Origin of the sequence: Clostridium sp., assembly GCF_051656525.1 — a bacterium.
Taxonomy (GTDB): Bacteria; Bacillota; Clostridia; order Clostridiales; family Clostridiaceae; genus Clostridium.
Genome location: NZ_JBOGCC010000276.1, coordinates 1 through 15,606, shown reverse-complemented (window position 1 = coordinate 15,606; position 15,606 = coordinate 1). Strand labels below are relative to the sequence as shown.

The 15,606-nt window shown below is 27.1% G+C and carries 15 protein-coding genes; 11 read left to right on the top strand and 4 right to left on the bottom strand.

Annotated features, from left to right (window positions below):
• From ACRDDY_RS13615 to hydF, 7 genes are all read left to right on the top strand, one after another.
• Nucleotides 1-496 (top strand): inorganic phosphate transporter (locus ACRDDY_RS13615; protein ID WP_438565487.1); only part of this gene is annotated, 496 nt, incomplete at its 5' end.
• Nucleotides 497-666: 170 nt separating this feature from the next.
• Nucleotides 667-1,560: a DUF368 domain-containing protein gene (locus ACRDDY_RS13610; RefSeq protein WP_438565486.1), complete on the top strand. Its 894-nt coding sequence runs from the start codon at nucleotides 667-669 to the stop codon at nucleotides 1,558-1,560.
• A gap of 166 nt (nucleotides 1,561-1,726) precedes the next feature.
• Complete coding sequence (locus tag ACRDDY_RS13605) at nucleotides 1,727-2,230, top strand: hypothetical protein (RefSeq protein ID WP_438565485.1); 504 nt, start codon at nucleotides 1,727-1,729, stop codon at nucleotides 2,228-2,230.
• A 224-nt stretch (nucleotides 2,231-2,454) separates the two neighbouring features.
• Nucleotides 2,455-2,700, top strand: coding sequence for a TM1266 family iron-only hydrogenase system putative regulator (locus tag ACRDDY_RS13600; RefSeq protein WP_438565484.1), 246 nt, complete (start codon nucleotides 2,455-2,457; stop codon nucleotides 2,698-2,700).
• 13 nt (nucleotides 2,701-2,713) lie between these two features.
• On the top strand, nucleotides 2,714-3,787 hold the full coding sequence (hydE, locus tag ACRDDY_RS13595; RefSeq protein WP_438565483.1) for a [FeFe] hydrogenase H-cluster radical SAM maturase HydE: 1,074 nt from the start codon (nucleotides 2,714-2,716) through the stop codon (nucleotides 3,785-3,787).
• 1 nt (nucleotide 3,788) lies between these two features.
• Nucleotides 3,789-5,171, top strand: a complete 1,383-nt coding sequence (hydG, locus tag ACRDDY_RS13590) for a [FeFe] hydrogenase H-cluster radical SAM maturase HydG (RefSeq protein ID WP_438565482.1) — start codon at nucleotides 3,789-3,791, stop codon at nucleotides 5,169-5,171.
• A gap of 141 nt (nucleotides 5,172-5,312) precedes the next feature.
• On the top strand, nucleotides 5,313-6,500 hold the full coding sequence (gene hydF / locus ACRDDY_RS13585; protein ID WP_438565481.1) for a [FeFe] hydrogenase H-cluster maturation GTPase HydF: 1,188 nt from the start codon (nucleotides 5,313-5,315) through the stop codon (nucleotides 6,498-6,500).
• Nucleotides 6,501-6,550: 50 nt separating this feature from the next.
• Here hydF and ACRDDY_RS13580 read toward each other — a convergent pair whose 3' ends face one another.
• Nucleotides 6,551-8,245, bottom strand: a complete 1,695-nt coding sequence (locus ACRDDY_RS13580; protein WP_438565480.1) for an ABC transporter ATP-binding protein — start codon at nucleotides 8,243-8,245, stop codon at nucleotides 6,551-6,553.
• A gap of 33 nt (nucleotides 8,246-8,278) precedes the next feature.
• Complete coding sequence (locus tag ACRDDY_RS13575) at nucleotides 8,279-9,328, bottom strand: ArsR/SmtB family transcription factor (RefSeq protein ID WP_438565479.1); 1,050 nt, start codon at nucleotides 9,326-9,328, stop codon at nucleotides 8,279-8,281.
• A gap of 301 nt (nucleotides 9,329-9,629) precedes the next feature.
• Here ACRDDY_RS13575 and ACRDDY_RS13570 point away from each other — a divergent pair, with 301 nt between their 5' ends.
• The 4 genes from ACRDDY_RS13570 (at nucleotide 9,630) to ACRDDY_RS13555 (ending at nucleotide 14,070) form a co-directional block, all read left to right on the top strand.
• Nucleotides 9,630-10,724 carry a polysaccharide deacetylase family protein gene (locus ACRDDY_RS13570; RefSeq protein ID WP_438565478.1) on the top strand — a complete coding sequence of 365 codons (1,095 nt, stop codon included), beginning with the start codon at nucleotides 9,630-9,632 and terminating at the stop codon, nucleotides 10,722-10,724.
• A 151-nt stretch (nucleotides 10,725-10,875) separates the two neighbouring features.
• On the top strand, nucleotides 10,876-12,300 hold the full coding sequence (locus ACRDDY_RS13565) for a DEAD/DEAH box helicase (protein WP_438565477.1): 1,425 nt from the start codon (nucleotides 10,876-10,878) through the stop codon (nucleotides 12,298-12,300).
• Between the two features lie 272 nt (nucleotides 12,301-12,572).
• A complete protein-coding gene (locus tag ACRDDY_RS13560; protein WP_438565476.1) occupies nucleotides 12,573-13,634 on the top strand; it encodes an iron-containing alcohol dehydrogenase in 1,062 nt (353 codons plus the stop codon).
• A gap of 22 nt (nucleotides 13,635-13,656) precedes the next feature.
• The gene (locus tag ACRDDY_RS13555) at nucleotides 13,657-14,070 is read left to right on the top strand and encodes a DUF3785 family protein (protein ID WP_438565475.1); all 414 of its coding nucleotides are present in this window, start codon (nucleotides 13,657-13,659) and stop codon (nucleotides 14,068-14,070) included.
• A 52-nt stretch (nucleotides 14,071-14,122) separates the two neighbouring features.
• Here the strand turns inward: ACRDDY_RS13555 and ACRDDY_RS13550 are convergent, their stop codons facing one another.
• Nucleotides 14,123-14,740, bottom strand: a complete 618-nt coding sequence (locus ACRDDY_RS13550) for a manganese efflux pump (RefSeq protein ID WP_438565474.1) — start codon at nucleotides 14,738-14,740, stop codon at nucleotides 14,123-14,125.
• A gap of 222 nt (nucleotides 14,741-14,962) precedes the next feature.
• Nucleotides 14,963-15,606, bottom strand: a 644-nt coding sequence (locus ACRDDY_RS13545; protein ID WP_438565473.1) for a hypothetical protein, incomplete at its 5' end; no start/stop codon positions are given.

The following is a 15,606-nucleotide window of genomic DNA, read 5'->3' as shown; positions in this document are numbered from 1 at the left end:
AAAATCAAATAAATTATTTTTAAGACTTGAAATTTTAGGGACAGCTTTTATGGCATTAAACCATGGAGCAAATGATGCTCAAAAATCAATGGGGATTATAACAATGGCACTTTTAAGTGGTGGAGTTATAAGTACATTTAAAGTGCCAGTATGGGTTATAGCAGCCTGTGCTCTTGCTATGGCAATTGGAACATCTATAGGTGGAAAGAAGATAATAAAAACTATGGGTGATAAAATGACTAAGCTTAATCCAGTTGGAGGATTTGCATCACAAATAGGTGCAGCTGTATCTATCTTAGGTGCTACTCTTTTTGATGCACCTGTAAGTACAACTCAAGTTATGACAACTACTATTATGGGAGTTGGAGCTTCTCAAAATATTAAATCAGTAAAATGGGGAGTTGCAAAAAACATATTATGGGCATGGGTATTGACAATACCATTAAGTGCTTTAATATCAGGAGCTTTAATACTTATAGTTAAAGTATTCATTTAAGGATGTTAAAAATGAACTGTTTTAATAGAAATATTTTAAATAGTTCTATTTTTTTACAATAAAAACTCTAAAATATTAAAAATAATAATAAAATGTGGATTTTTGATGAAAAAAAATATACAATAGTAAGTAACACTTTAAAATATAAGAGATAAAAAGGGAGATAGTGTATGTATATAATTAATTTTATAAGAGGCTTTTGTATGGCACTTGCAGATAGTGTACCGGGAGTCTCAGGGGGAACTATAGCATTTGTCTTAGGGTTTTACGATAAATTCATAAACTCCTTAAACAATGTAGTTGCAGGAAATAGAGAAGAAAGAAAGGAAGCTATAAAATTTTTAATAAAGCTTGGAATAGGATGGATAACAGGATTTATTCTTTCAGTTCTATTTATAACTTCAATTTTTAATAATCATATATATGAAATAAGTTCATTATTTATTGGATTTATTGTAGTTGCAATTCCAATAATTTTTAAAGAAGAAAAAAAATGTCTAGTAGGACACTATAGAAATCTAATATTTTTAGTAATTGGTATATTAATCGTATTTGGAATAACTTATTTTAATCCAGTATCTGGTGAAGGTGGAATGAATGTTTCAGTATCAAGTTTAAATATAGGTCTTTGTATTTATGTTTTTGTGTCAGCTATGGTTGCAATATCAGCTATGGTACTTCCAGGAATATCAGGTTCAACAATACTTTTAATATTTGGTCTTTATGCACCAATTCTTGGAGCAATTAAAGGTGTGTTAAAAATGCAATTTGAGTATATTCCTGTAGTAGCAATATTTGGTGTAGGTATTTTAACAGGAATTGCAGTAACTATAAGAGGGGTAAAATATCTTCTAGCAAATTATAGATCCGCTACAACTTATTGTATATTAGGACTTATGATAGGTTCAATTTATGCAGTAATAATGGGACCAACTTCATTAGAAGTACCGAGTGCACCTATGACATTTAGTACATTTAGTCCTATTTTCTTTATAATAGGTGGAGGACTTATAGTTCTTTTAGAAAGAATGAAAGTAGTACTTGAAAAAAGAAATAGAAAATAAAGTAGAAAGACACTCCTTAAGATTTTAGGAGTGTCTTTTGAAAGTGTTGTAAAATATAATAAAGAATAATGAGGAAATATGTAAAATCCTTGAGAATAAAGATGTAGACAAGAATTTTATGAGGAATTATAATGATTATATAAAGATTAAAGTTAAGGAGTTTTATATGATAATTGAATTAAAAGATAAGAAGATAGATGAATCTTTAAATCATTTAGGAAAAGCCTTAGAAATTGTAGGTGTAGAATTTAAAGATGACGATAAAGAAGAAGTAGTAAGAAATATAATAAGAAATGTTTTTGAGAATGGAAAAGCTGTTATTGAAGTATCAGAAAAAGAGTACTCAATAGAAGAGTTATTTTCAAAGAAAACAGAATTTGAGAAATATTATTTAAAAAATAAATTAAAAATTGTTAGAAGAATCGTAGAAAAAGTAAAGAAATATAATACTGAACTTGAAAGTAAAATAAGAAAATTTAAAAAAGATAACTCTTTTGAAACTTTAAGAGAAATTAATACGGAAATAGAGAATAGATATAAATGGGAATTTGATGAATTTTTACTTATAAATATAGAAAATAAAAAAGAAAATAAAGATTATTATGGCAGTTACTTAAAGGAAAAAAAGAGTGCTCTTATTGATAGTATTTTAATGAAATTAGGTATATAATTATAAATGTATCCATATTTTAGAGAGTATTCTTTAAAGTTTTGGGGAATTTTAAATTTATATCTAACAGAAAAGAGAAATCTAATTCGAAAGAGTCTAAGATGTAACTGTATAAAAAGCTATTTAAAAGAAATTTTATAGCAAATTAAACTATGTAGTGTATTAAGGACTAGATTTCTTTTAAAAAGGATTCTAGTCCATTTTAATTGAAGGGGATTGAGAATATGAAAGTAGCAGTTGTAAGTATAATATTAGAAAACCCTATAGAATCGCAAGAAGAAGTTAATAGAACAATAAGTCTTTTTAGAGGACAGATAAAAGGTAGAATGGGGATTCCACTTGAAGAAGGGATTTCAGTTATATCAGTAACTTTAAAAGGTGAAATCGATATGATAAATAGTTTAACTGGAAAGCTTGGAAATATACAAGGAGTTACAGTTAAAACGGCTATAGGAAAAAAGGAAGTGTAAGAAAGGAGCGTCTATGAATATAAAAAACATAATTGATAAGTTGTTTAAAGAACATGATGCAACAGATGAAGAATTGTTATACATTTTAAATAATATGACAGATGAGGAAAAAAAATATTTAGTAGAAAAAGCAGATATTATAAGAAAAGAAAATTATGATAATAAAGTTTATGTAAGAGGGCTTATTGAAGTATCAAATTTTTGTAAAAAAGATTGTGCTTATTGTGGAATAAGAAAAAGCAATAAAAATGCAGATAGATATAGATTAACTAAAGAGCAAATTTTAGAGTGTGTAGATATCGGTGATGAAATTGGGTACAAAACCTTTGTAATGCAAGGTGGAGAAGATGCTTATTTTACAGATGAAAGACTTGTAGATATTATAAAAGAAATAAAGAGACGATATCCTAAAAATGCAATAACACTTTCACTTGGTGAAAGAAGTTATGAATCTTATAAAAAATTATTTGAAGCCGGTGCTGATAGATATCTTTTAAGACATGAGACTGCTACAAAAGAATTATATGAATCACTTCATCCTGGAGCTTCATTTGAAGAAAGACAGGAATGCTTGAGAAATTTAAAAGAAATAGGGTTCCAAGCAGGAGCAGGATTTATGGTGGGACTTCCAAATCAAACAAATGAAGATTTAGTAAGAGATTTAAGATTTGTAAAAGAATTTGGACCACATATGTGTGGAATAGGACCATTTATCCCACAAAAGGACACGCCTCTTGGAAAAGAAAAGGGTGGAACAGTTGAAAAAACAGTTACAATGCTTGCCTTAGTTAGATTATTACTTCCAGATGTATTACTTCCAGCAACAACAGCATTAGGAACAATAGATCCTGATGGACGTGAAAAAGGAGTAAAAGCAGGTGGGAATGTAATAATGCCAAATCTTTCACCGCAAGAGGTTAGAAGTAAATATGCACTTTATGATGGTAAACTCTCAACAGGAGATGAAGCTGCAGAATATAAGGCTCAAATTGAAAAAAAGATGAGAAAATTTGGATACGAAATAGAAGTAAATCGTGGAGACAATGTAAAGTGGCTTAAGTCTAAAAAGAAAGAAGAGGAGAATTAATATGTTTATAGATCATGATTATATTAATAATATTTTAGAAGAAACTAAAAATCCAACTAGAGAAGAATCATTAAAGGTTATAGAAAAAGCTAGAAAAAGAGAAGCTTTAGATTATAGAGATATAGCAATCCTTTTAGCTACAAAAGAGAAAGATGTAGAAAAAGAAATTTTTAAAATTGCTGGAGAAATAAAAGAAGAAATTTATGGTAAGAGAATAGTTGTATTTGCACCACTTTATGTAAGTGATTATTGTGTCAATAAATGTGTTTATTGTGGATATAAATGTTCAAATAAGTTTAAAAGAAAGAAATTAACTCAAGAAGAAGTGGCTGAAGAAGTTAGATTACTTGAGGGAATGGGCCATAAGAGACTTGTATTAGAACTTGGAGAAGATCCAGTTAATGCACCAATTGAATATGTTTTAGAATGTATAAAAACAATGTATGCAACACAAGATGGAAATGGTGAAATAAGAAGAACAAACGTAAATATTGCAGCAACTTCTGTGGAAAACTATAAAAAACTTCATGATATAGGAATTGGAACATATGTATTATTCCAAGAAACTTATAATAAGCCAATGTATGAGAAAGCTCATCCAAATTCATTAAAAAGTAACTATGAATATCATTTAACTGCATTTGATAGAGCTATGGAAGCTGGAATTGAAGATGTTGGAGCTGGAGTATTATTTGGTTTAGCGGATCCAAGATTTGAAGTTTTAGGACTTATGATGCATAATGCACATTTAGAAAAAGAATATGGAGTAGGATTCCATACAATATCAGTTCCAAGAATAAGAGAAGCAACTGGTGTTGATTTAGAAGAATTACCATATCTTTTAGATGATGAAACATTCAAGAGAGTTGTAGCTGTAATTAGAATAGCAGTTCCATTTACTGGTCTTATGATTACAGAAAGAGAAACACCAGAACTAAGAAAGGAAATAATGACATATGGAATATCACAAATTTCAGTAGGATCAACTACAGTAATAGGTGGATATAAAAAGCGTGCGAATAATGAAGAAAGTGATGAACAATTTAAATTGTTTAACGTTGAAACAGATAGTATGACAGCTATAGAAGAACTTATAGATGATGGATATATTCCAAGTTTCTGTACAGCATGTTATAGAAAAGGAAGAGTTGGAGATAGATTCATGGAGCTTGCAAAATCAGGAGAAATCCAAAAGGTTTGTGAACCAAATGCAATAACAACTTTAGTGGAATATGCAATAGATTACGGCGATGATAGATTCAAAGAAAAAGCAATAAACTTCGCAAAAGATATCGCAAGTAAAATAGAAAATGAAAAAACAAGAAAAATAACAGAAGATAATATAGAGAAAATGCAACAAGGAAAAAGAGATTTATATCTTTAGAATTGGAAATTAATAATTAAGAATTAATAATTAAGGAGGATTTGCTTAGGCAAATCTTCTATAATTAAATTAAAAAGGTTTGCTTGCAAATTCTATTCAATTCTAAATTTTAAATTCTTAATTAAAAAAGGAGTGATTTTTATGAATACTACACCTAATGCAAATAGAAAACATATATCTATTTTTGGTAATACTAATAGCGGAAAGTCTTCTCTTATGAATGTAATATTAGGACAAGAAATATCTCTTGTATCTAATGTTGAAGGAACTACAACTGATCCAGTTCAAAAAGCTATGGAGCTTTTACCGGTAGGTCCAGTGTTACTTATTGATACAGCAGGGCTTGAGGATAAGAGTGAACTTGGAAATCTTAGAATGGAAAAGACAATGGAAGTTTTAAGAAAAACTGATGTAGCTATATTTGTTATAGATGCAAGTAGTCCTGATTATGATTCATTTGAAAAATGGGTTATAGAGGCTAGAAAATTTAATATACCATTTATAGTTGCAGCCAATAAAGCCGAGGTTGCAAATGGTGTTATAGTAAATGGATTAAATAATAAATATAAAAAAGTTATTCCTACATCAACAGTTACAGGTGCTGGAATAGAGGCATTAAAAGAAGAATTAATTAAGATACTAGAAGCTGAAGAGGAAGATAGAAGTTTAATCTCTGATATAGTTCCTTATGGTGGAAAAGTAGTTTTAGTAGTTCCGATAGATTCAGAAGCACCAAAAGGAAGATTAATACTGCCGCAGGTACAACTTATACGTGATTGTCTAGATCATGGAGTGAAAAGTTATGTAGTTCGTGATACAGAACTTAAAGAAGCATTAGAAGATTTAAAAGATATTGATTTAGTAGTAACTGATTCACAGGCCTTTAAGAAAGTAAGCAGTATAGTGCCAGAAGAAATAAAACTAACAAGCTTTTCAATTCTTTTTGCAAGACAAAAAGGTGATTTAGAAAGTTTTATTGAAGGATCTAAAGCCTTAAGAGATTTAAAGCCAGGAGATAATATACTTTTTGCAGAAAGTTGTACTCATAATGTATCTCATGAAGATATAGGAAGAGTAAAAATTCCAAATGGATTAGAAAAGTATGTTGGTGGAAAATTGAATTTTGAATTTAAAGTTGGATATGATTTTGAAGAAGACCTAGATAAGTATGCATTAGTAATACACTGTGGTGCTTGTATGATTAACAGAAAAACTGTTATGAATAGAGTGGAAAAATGTAAAGAATCAAAAACTCCAATAACAAATTATGGAGTAGTCTTAGCATTTTTAAGTGGAATATTAGAAAGATCAACTGAAAATTTAGTCTAATAATATAAGCCTTCCTTTTAAAGAGTAAATCATAAAAGGGAGGCTTTAATTTAATTAGAGAAAGAATTAGTATTTAGTAATTTAGTAAAATCACCATTTAGATTCTTTAAATTCTGAAATGTATCTACTTCTGAAATAACACCTTTTTTCATAAATATAATTTTATCATATCTACTTAAAATAGATTCATCAAGTTTATGAGTTATAGTTATAATAGTAAGATTTTCCTCTGAAAGTAAAGTTTCTTCAATATCACTTGCAGTTTTTAAATCTAAAGCAGAGGTTCCTTCATCTAAAATTAGAAGAGGAGTTTTTCTTATTAAAGCTCTAGCAATAGCTACTCTTTGCTTTTGTCCACCAGATAAGTTAGAGCCATTTTCACCAACAGATGTATGAATACCATTAGTTAAGTTAGGTAAAAATTTATTAACACCGCTAAGAATTAAAGCATTATTTAATTCTTCATTAGTAAAATCTTTAGAAAGAGTGATATTTTCTTTTATATCTTTATTAAACATATAAACATTTTGATGAATTATAGACATAAATTGCCCAATGCTATTTGGGTTTATATTCTTTACTTCAAAATCATCAATCTTTACACTACCATTATAATTTTCATAATAACCAAGTAAAATTTTAATTAAGGTAGTTTTTCCGCAACCACTTTCTCCAACTAAGGCATACTTCTTATTTTTCTCAAATTTAAAATTTAAACCATTTAAGATAGGAGTATCTTTACTATAAGAAAAGTTTAAATTATCAATAGAGATTTCTTTATTAAAAATTTTTAAAGGTTCGCGATTATCTAAGATATCTCCTTCTTTAATTGAATTTAAAAGCTTTAAATTAACTTCAGACATTCCTTTTATCATAGTAGCTTTTTGAATAATCCACATAATAGGACCAGAAACACCATTTCCTAAATTTAATATAGCAATTAATGAACCTACTGATAAAGTTCCATTTATTAAGAAAAATCCTCCTACAATAGTTCCAGAAACTTGACATCCAATTGCAAGAATTAAAGAAGTTGCATTAGAAATTGCAGTTAAATGAAGTGATTTAAACTTAGATTTAGAAAGATTAAGATTATTTTTCTCAAATTCATAAGAACTTTCTTCTGTTATATTATAAGATTTAATTACTTCATAACCAGAGAAAGTATCTTTTATATTTTGTGTAAAAAGATTAAGATTTTCTGAAAGCGAGTTTTGTCTGTGACTAAGAGGTTTACTAAATAACATAGGAACAATAAACATTAAAGCACCAGTTAAAAAAAGTACCAAAGTTACCCATGGATTTATATATAGAAGAACAAGAACAGTTCCAATGAAAATAACAATATCACCAATCATCATTAAGTAGGGAATAATATAATTGTTTTCAACTAAATTTATATCATTAGTAAGATTAGAAATATAAGAAGCTGTATCAGAAGAAGAGAAATCACTATAATTTTTATTAATAACTCCCTTAAAAACATCTTCTCTTAAAAAGTTTAAAGTTTTCTTTAGATAAAGAGCCTGACTAGCCCCTGTCAAATAATCATTAATACCCATAATTAAAAAATATACTAAAGAAAAAATAGATATTTTATAAAATGCTGAAAGATTTCTTGATACAGCAGTATCTACAATATTTCTTATAAGAAGTGCAATGAAAACTTGCATTAAAGCACCAATAGAACGAATAAAGACAGTAGCACAAAGTAACCCTTTAAATTTGAAAATATATTTATTCATAAATTCTTTATTAATCTCCTTTTATTATTGTATTTAATCTAGACTAAGTTTATTGTTTAAAAGATTTAGGAAAAGTTTTATATTTTTTTTATCTAAATAATAATAGCATTTATTATTTTCTTCTTTAAAGTAAGCAATATCAATAGCAAGAAAGATTTGCAGATGATGGTTTATAGTAGAAGCTGTAAGGTTTAACTTCTTAGCAAGTTCATGAGTATAGTAGGGTCTTTCTGATAATAGGAAGAGTATTTTTTGTCTAGTTTTATCTCCTAAAAGCTTTAGAAATTTTTCAAGATTATTTTCAATAGTTGTATATTCAAATGCTTCAATGTTTTTATATCCTACATAAGCACAAGGTGTGGGACTAGATAAATCATCTATCATAGCACCAACTAAACTAAAGTAAGAAATACAAAATGTAATATTTAAATCAGAAGAAAAATCTATACCAAATCTATCTAAAAAATTAGAGTAGAAAAATTTTTCTTTATCAGAGCTATATAAATCTATATAAATTTGTTCCTCTTTTTCTAAAATAGATAAAATAGAAGGTTCAAAAGCTTTATAAATATCAGAAAGCTTACTTAAGATATATCGAAGTCTCATTTTTGTTTCCTCAGGAGAAGAGTAAAGATCAATAATAAGTTCTTTGTCTTCTAAGGATAATTCAGATAAATTTTTAATATAGTCCTTCATTAAATTTAAATCATGTTTAACAGCATCAAAATCAGAATTATCATCAATTAATTTTTGGCTTAAAAAAGAACCTCCTATATATTGAAAAAGAATTTCTATACTACTCTCATCGAACACTTTAAATAAATCATCAATGGTATATATATCATAGTCATGAATAAATCCCCAAAAAATTACTTCTAAGCTATTAGTACTATTAAAAAATTCTATTTCTTTTTTTAAGAAAGAAGTAAGGGAATTATCTAGAATATCTACATATTCTATTAATTGAGGATCTTTTGAAAAATTAAGTAATGAATTAATATCAACAAACTTTTCAAAATATCTAAAAAGAGCCCAACGGGCAAATTCTACTACAGGTTTTTTCACAAAAGTTACAGTTACCATATAAAAAACATCTCCTTGTTAGATAATCATCTAATACCAATATATGGTATTAGTCTATAGATGTCAACAATAAATTGGGAAAAAATAGAATTTAAATATAAATAGAATAAGAAAATAGAAGAGGAAAATTTTACTTAAATAAATAGAGATAAAACAAGGCTAAAAAGTTACAAAAAAGTATGAATAATATTACAAAAATAGAGAAAAAATATTAAAATTGTATCTTATTTTTAACTAATTTTGTATAAAAAAAGAATATAATTAATATATAGAAAAAGTTGAATACGGGGAGATGATGATAATGAAGCTAAAGAAAAAAATATCCATTGGGGCGGCAGTAATAATAGGGTTAGGTGTAATTGGTTCAACATATGTTTTTAATAATAAGGCAAAAGCAGAAGAACTATATGCAGTACCAGTTACAAAGGATGTACAAAAAGATGTAGAAAATGATAAGAAAGATGTAGATGATGCAAAGAGAGAAGCAGAAGAAAAAGTAAAATTAGAAGAAGCAGAAAATAAAAGAATAGAAGAAGAGCGTAAAAAATTAGAAGAAGAAAAGAAAAGAGAAGAAATTAAAAAGGCAGAAGAAAAGAAAAAAGAGGAAGAAAAACAAAAGTTAGAAGAGGCAAAAAAGAAAGAAAATGAAAAAAATACAGAAGTAGTAGAAAATGTACAACCTGTATCAGGGTCTAATATAATCAGTAGTGCTAAAGGATATGCAGTTCCAGCAAAAGAAGTGAATGCAATGCTTAATGGAAAGAAAAATGGAAAGAAAGAAGTATTCTTAACATTTGATGATGGTCCAAGCAGTAATACACCAAAAGTATTGGAAATTCTTAAAAAATATGGTGTTCATGGAACATTTTTTGTACTAGGATCAAATGTAGAAAGCTCAAGCACAAATAAACAATATCTTAAAGATGTATATAATAGTGGAAACGCTATAGCAAATCATACATACTCACATAATTTTAAAACTTTATATCCAGGTAATAGAGTTAATGTAACTAACTTTATGAATGAATTAAATAAAACAAATAATTTATTTAAGAGTGTACTTGGAAATGATTTTAGTACAAGAGTTATGAGAATGCCAGGTGGATATATGTCAAGACAGTATTATAAAGATGGAAATTTAGGGGCATTAAATAATGCATTAAATAATGCAGGAATTGTGTCACTAGATTGGAATGTAGACTCATCAGATGCAAGTGGAGTAAATGTTTCATCAAGTAAAATATTATCAAACACTATAAAAGAGGCAGGAAATTCAGAAGATGTAGTAGTTTTAATGCATGATGCAAGCGGAAAAGGAACAACTGTACAAGCATTACCACAAATAATAGAATATTTCAAAAATAAGGGATATACTTTTAAAGTAATATCAAACTAAAATGAAGAAGACATCTTTATAGTTAATTGATAAAGGTGTCTTTAATAATAAGAGCATATTATAATGGCGTTTTTTAAAAGCATAGCCTATCTTTAGTTTTGAAGATAGGCTATACTTATATGTAGTTTAAAACTTAGGAGGACAAAAAGAGATGAGTTTATTTAAGGATTATAATTTAAGTTTAGAAGTATTAAAATCTATTGATGATTTAGGATATAAAAAAATGACTGAAGTTCAAGAAAAGGTTATAGGGGAAGCTTTATTAGGCACGGATTTAATTGTTAAGGCTGAAACAGGAAGTGGAAAAACAGCAGCTTTTGGAATTCCTTTATGTGAAAGATTAAATTTTGAAAGTGAAGATAAGGCTTTAGTTTTAGCTCCAACACGTGAACTTGCAGTACAAATAAGTGAGGATTTAAAAAACTTAGGAAGATATAAAAGATTAAAAGTTGTTACTATAATAGGTAAGGAATCTTTTAAAGAACAGGAGAAAGCTTTAAAAGGAAAGTTTAATATAGTAGTAGGAACTCCAGGAAGAACTTTAGACCACTTAGATAAGAAGACTTTAGATGGAAAGGCTATAAAAACTTTAATTATTGACGAAGCAGATGAAATGTTTAATATGGGATTTATAAATGAAGTTGAAAATTTATGTAGTAAAATAAACAAAAATAGAGTTACAATGTTATTTTCAGCAACAGTTCCAGAAAAAATAGAAAGCTTAACTAAAAAGCATATGGATAGACCAATTACAATTAACTGTAATAAAAAAGGTGTAGTAACAGAGAATATAACACATGGACTTTTAGTAGTAGAGGGAAGTGAAAAACTACAAAAAGTAGATGAAATATTATTAAGTGAGATGCCAAAGCGTGCTATAGTTTTCTGTAGAACAAAAGATAATGTAGAAACTGCTTTTAATTATTTTAAGAGAAAAGGATACTCTATAGATAGACTTCATGGAGATATGCTTCAAAAAGAAAGAAATAAAAGAATGGAAGAGTTTAGAGAGGGAAGATTTAAAATTCTTATAGCTACAGATATAGCAGCAAGAGGGTTAGATATTGAAGAAGTAACACATGTTATAAATATAGATATTCCAGTAGAAAAAGAAAGCTATGTACATAGAATAGGAAGGTGTGGTAGAGGAGGACAGAAGGGAGAGTCTATTACAATAATGACATCTTTTGAAAAGAAGTACTTAGATAGAATAGAAGAATATATAGGCTTTAATATAGAAGAATACAAAGAAAAAGAAATAGAGAATAAAGAAGAGGCGACAGAATTTTTAAGAAAAACACCTGAAAGAAGAAAAGATAAAAAGAAAGATATAAAAGGTGTAACAAAGATTTATTTAAATGGTGGTAAAAAGAAAAAGATAAGAATACTTGATATTGTAGGAACTATATGTAGCATAAATGGAGTAGAAAAAGATGATATTGGAGTTATAGATATAAAAGATAATGGTTCAACAGTAGAAATATTTAATAACAAAGGAAATATGGTTATTAAAGAACTAGCTACAAAGACAATAAAAGGGAAAAAGCTTAGAGTTGAGAAGCAAAAAAAGAGTTAAGAAGTAAAAAGTTTTTTGATGAATTTTAGAGTGTTATTGTAAATTATTAGTAAAAGTAATTTTAAAATTTATAGAAATAAAAATAGGATTTTGTCTAGAGAACCTATAGTGAGCATATAATATTCAAAATTTGTAAAAGTGTTCATATTTTCCTCTTAAGTATATTTATATTACAAAGATTATATTATTTTATCATAATAAGGCTTTTGTATAAATAGTATAGAATAAGTAATCTTTATAAAGGGGCATCAATTGTTGAAAGGGGAAAATGGATGAAATTGAATTTAAAAACAGATACGAATATTGTATATGGAAGAGGAATAGTTGAAAAATACGGGAAGGAAATGTTAAGGCTTGGAGAAAAGCCTTTAATAATTACTGGGAAAAAGTCTTCTAAAAATAGTCAAGGGTATAAAGACATAATTGAATTTTTGAAAAAAAATAAAAAAGAATTTTCTATTTATATAAAAGAAGGTAATATAGGAAATATTAAAGATTGTAAAGCTTCTAGAAAAATGTTAGAGGAAGAAAAATGTGATTATATAGTTGGAATTGGAGGAGGAAGCACTTTAGATATTGCAAAATATGTAGGTGCTAATAAAAGATTAAGTGTATGTACTGTTCCTACAATTTCAGGTTCAGGTGGTGAAACATCTAAATATGGTTATATTTATAGCAAAAATGGATTTAAAATTATAGAAAAGACTGTAGATATGGCAATAATAGATCCGTACTATACAAATAAAATAAATATAAATGATGTAAAGAATTCTAGTATAAATGCATTAAGTAATCTAATTGAAGGTTATTTAAATATAGATATAAATAAGGAAAATGAAAAAATAGCAATTGAAGGTCTTAGAAGGTTTGGAGAGTCAATTGATAATTTATTAGATTCTAATATAAGTGTAAGGGATAGAGAAAATTTAGCAATGGCATCTATTTTAGGTGGAATACTTTTAGATAGATATGGAAGAAGTATGTTTAATATTTTAGGTGAAACATTATCAGAACATGAAGAGATTGGAATAGGATTTGCTAAAGGTCTTTTGTATACAGAATATTTAAAGAAGTTTAGAAAAGAAAGAAAATTAAATAATATAATAAATGTACTAGGATTTTCTACATTTAGAGATTTAGGTAAAACTATTAATAAATTAAGTAATTATGAAAATTTTAAATTAGAGAAAATAGAGGTAGATATAATATCTAATATAGCCATGGAAAAAATAACAGAAGGTAATAAAAAACTTAAAAATGAAGTTTATTATGATATTTTTAATATTTACTCAAATAGTTTGAAAAATAGAGAGCTTAATTATGATATAATATAAGAAAAAAGAAAAGAGGGTTTATATGGAATACAAATTTAAATTTGATGAAAAAGAATATACACTAAATGAAGAAAATTTTTTAGAACTGATTAATGATGAAGAAAATGAAGTAGAAGGGTTTTCTTTAGAAGAAGCTATAAGACTTTTAAATGAAGGAAATTTAGAGTTTGATAAAGCTTATTATAGCAGTCCATGTGAAGCGTGTGAAAGTAATTTTAAAGAAAAGAAAAGTGTAAGTGAATATATAGAAGGATTTTTTTATATATATACAAAGAATAATAAATATGTTATTAGTAACATTGATAAGAATTATGAAGGTAAAACATTTAATAAGTTAGAGATCTTAGGAGAAGTAGATAATAGTTATATTGTAAGCATTATAATATGTAAAGAATGTAGCAAATTTACAATTCAAATAGAAGAATTAGTAATATAATAAGTAAGCACAGTAGAGAATTTTCTACTGTGCTTATTTTTTAGAATAGTATCTAAAGTTTAGTAAAGGCTATTAGGATTAATATAAGTCCTGAAAGCCAAGAAAGGTTAATATTTTTTTTAGTTTTAAGCTTTCGTCCAAGGAATCCTCCAAATTTAAAAGAAATTACTCCAAAGATAAAAGAAAAGAATAATAAGGAAAAAAAGTTTATATCATAAAGCCCAATCCCAAATCCAATAGCTAAGCTATCTAATGAAAGAGCTAAGGCTAAGTAAAAGCTCTCTTTTAAGGAAAGATATTTAGAATTATCGAAATCTGCACATTTTTCATCTAAGTAAACATTAAGAGCAAAATTTATATCAAAAAGTTTAAATTTTAGAGGCTGTTTGTGAAGAGAATATTTTTTGAAATATTTTTTTATTAGTATTTCAAAAAGCTTATAAATTCCTAATGAAAAAAAGATACAAAAACTAATTTTCGAAGGAAGCCCATTTGGCAAAAAATCTTCAAGGAAAGAACCAAAGAAAATTGATATTCCTAAAATCAAAGTAGAAAAAAAGTTAATTAAAACTATACGTGAAGTCTTAATAGTAATATTTTCACTTCCATAAGCAATACTTGATGCAAAAGAGTCAATAACAAGTGAAAAAATTAAAAAATAAATACTCATTCTATACCTCAAAAATATTGTTTAATATATATTATGAAAAAAGAAAAAGAAAGTTACATTATTCGACAGGATAAATAGCAAAACTATATTTAAATTGTTGTAAAATAACTAAAAATGAAATAAAAAAGGGTGTCTTATAATGAAATTGTACGAGTTCATTTAAAGACAACCTATTCTTATAGCTGATATTAAAAAGAATTATTAATATCTAATTATATTATTTTATGATGGAAAATTAAATGGTAGTTTTATAGTAACAGATTCATTTAGTGAAGAACCATCATTTGAAGCAAATAGCTTATAGCCAACAGGTAGTAATTCAAAGAATATAAACTTAGAGTTGAAGTATTCTAAGATATTCGATACTGAACTAAAAGAGATTGTAAGTTTATTACTAGAAACTACTAAGTTCGCAGTAAAAGTTAATTTAGCTGGGTCGGTAGGAAGAGGGACACTATCTGTAGATAAGTCACTACGAAGTTCTAGAATATTTCCAAATTGTAAACTAGCTAATGAAATAAATTCACCATATGATGTAGGACTAGGACCAGTAGAAGTTACTAATGTTCCAGAAATTTGTATTACATTATTAGCATCCTTAGTTTCATCTATATCAATAGGTTTATTGAAAATTATTTCAAAGATAGATTTAGATAAATCTGTTGGAGAATTCTGATCTAAGATTATTTTACTAGAAAGTGGGTAAAGTTCATATGATGAAAGATTGGAAACATCTTTTAGTTTGCGATTGTTGAAACCAGTATATCTATAAACTTCAGGTGTAGTAGATATTAATAGATTTGTTACTAAAGCATTAGTATTAATTGGAGATTTGCAAGTAAGCTCTAAAATTGTACCTTCAGAAG